The organism is Flavobacterium sp. SOK18b (assembly GCF_014156605.1).
GTDB classification, from domain to species: domain Bacteria; phylum Bacteroidota; class Bacteroidia; order Flavobacteriales; family Flavobacteriaceae; genus Flavobacterium; species Flavobacterium tiangeerense.
This window is the reverse complement of record NZ_QKNZ01000113.1, coordinates 1-2043: the sequence shown is the minus strand read 5'-3', so window position 1 is coordinate 2043 and position 2043 is coordinate 1. Positions and strand designations below refer to the sequence as shown.

At 33.5% G+C, this 2043-nt stretch carries 3 protein-coding genes and 1 pseudogene; all 4 read left to right on the top strand.

Going from position 1 to position 2043, the window contains the following annotated elements:
* Positions 1-558 (top strand): MotA/TolQ/ExbB proton channel family protein (locus DNC80_RS14135; protein WP_182651763.1); only part of this gene is annotated, 558 nt, incomplete at its 5' end.
* An 85-nt stretch (positions 559-643) separates the two neighbouring features.
* A complete protein-coding gene (locus DNC80_RS14130; RefSeq protein WP_255493257.1) occupies positions 644-1243 on the top strand; it encodes a biopolymer transporter ExbD in 600 nt (199 codons plus the stop codon).
* 18 nt (positions 1244-1261) lie between these two features.
* Positions 1262-1807 carry a biopolymer transporter ExbD gene (locus DNC80_RS14125; protein ID WP_182651761.1) on the top strand — a complete coding sequence of 182 codons (546 nt, stop codon included), beginning with the start codon at positions 1262-1264 and terminating at the stop codon, positions 1805-1807.
* Positions 1808-1844: 37 nt separating this feature from the next.
* Positions 1845-2043, top strand: a pseudogene (locus DNC80_RS14120) (energy transducer TonB); the annotation flags it as partial.

Here is a 2043-nt window from a genome sequence, read left to right as displayed (position 1 = left end):
ATTTCAAAAGCAGCTGGTAAAGGAAATCTTGATCAGTTCATGACTAACTTACAAAAAGATATTAAAGCTGGAAATATTGAAGGAGCTATTGCTGCTTGTGACAAACAAAAAGGTTCTGTTGCTAACCCAATCAAATCTGCTTTATTGAAATACCAAGAAGTTAAAAGAGAAGGTTTTGATAGTGAAGCTGCTGCTGAAACAATCCACAAAGAAATTGAAGAAGTTACTTCATTAGAAATGCCAATGTTAGAGAAGCACATGACTGTACTTTCTACAATGGTATCTTTAGGAACTCTTGCAGGATTGTTAGGAACTGTAACGGGGATGATTAAAGCATTTAGTGCATTATCTGCTGCAGGTACTCCTGATCAAGCTGCTCTTGCAAATGGTATCTCTGAGGCCTTGATTAACACGGCTACAGGTATCTCTACTTCTGCTTTAGCAATTATTGCTTACAACTTCTTTACTTCTAAAATTGATACTTTGACTTATTCTATTGATGAGGCTGGTAATACAATTGTGAACACATACAGACACTTCAGAAGTGCTCAAAAATAATTAATAATTTATTTTGCAAGAAAGTAGCTCAATTTTTGCTGCTGCTTTCTTGTAAATTTTAAAAAATATATTAATGGCTATAAAAATGAAGAAAAAAGCAGGGTCTACGGACATGACTGCTATGTGTGATGTGGCTTTTTTATTGTTGTCATTCTTCGTAATGACTGCAACTGCAAAAATCCCTGAAGCATTGCCAGTTGATACCCCTGCATCAACAGTTCAGTCTAAATTGCCAGAAGATAATTTAGCAACCGTTACCATAGGTAAAGGAAAAGTATTTTATGATTTAAAAGGTAGAGAAGTTCGTAAAGAAGCTTTGCAATTGATGGGTCAAAAATATGGTGTTGAATTTACTGAAAGTGAAACAGAAACATTTGCTTTGATGGAAGGTATTGGAGTTCCAATCGCTAACCTGAAACAGCTTATTGCAATGAAAACTGCGGATAGAAACAAACCAGGTGTTCAGCCAGGTGTTCCTAAAGATTCTCTTGATAATCAATTAAAAGAATGGATTTACAATTCTAGAATTGCAAATATCAAAGTGAATGACAAAGAATTGCAAATAGCCATAAAAGGTGATGCAAAAGAGGAGTATCCTGCTATTAAAAAAGTAATGGATATTTTACAAGACCAAAAAATCAATAACTTTAATTTGGTTACTGGTTTAAGAGCAACTGAGAAATAATTAAAAAAATACACTAAAATGGCTGAATTAAATACTGGCGACGGTGATGGCAAAAAAGGTGGTAAGGTAAGAAGTAAAAAATCCAACTCAAAAGTAGATTTAACTGCAATGGTGGATTTAGCTTTCTTGTTGATTACATTCTTTATGTTGACCACTACCTTGTCAAAACCACAATCGATGCCTTTGGGATTACCAGATAAACAAGATAACCCTGATGAAAAACCAATTAAAGTTGATGAAAATCGTACTTTAACAGTTATGTTAGGTGACAACAACAAGATTGTGTATTACATGGGATTGTTTGATGCGCCTATTGCTGGCCCTAAAGAAATAGCGTATGGTAAAGAAGGTATACGTGCTGAATTATTAAAAAGAAAAAAATCAGTAGTTGAATACTCTGGAAGTGCAGACAAAGGTTTAATTGTTATTATTAAACCAGGAAAAAAATCAAATTACCGTAATTTGGTAGATATACTTGATGAAATGGCTATAGTAGGTGTTCCTTCAAATGCTATCGTTAATGATTTCACTCCAGCAGAATTAAAATTGTTAGAAAGTAATTAATATTTTCAATTACTCAATAACCTAATAATTAAGAAAAATGAAATTAGATATATTCACAAACCAGTGGCTTGATATTGTTTTCGAAGGTCGTAACAAAGCATATGGTGCTTACGAACTTAGAAAAACGAATAACAAGACTGCAACTAAAGCACTTATAATAGGTGCTATAGTATTTGCTTTTGCGGTTAGTATGCCACTTATTTTAGGTTTACTTCCTGATTCTTCTGATGGTGATG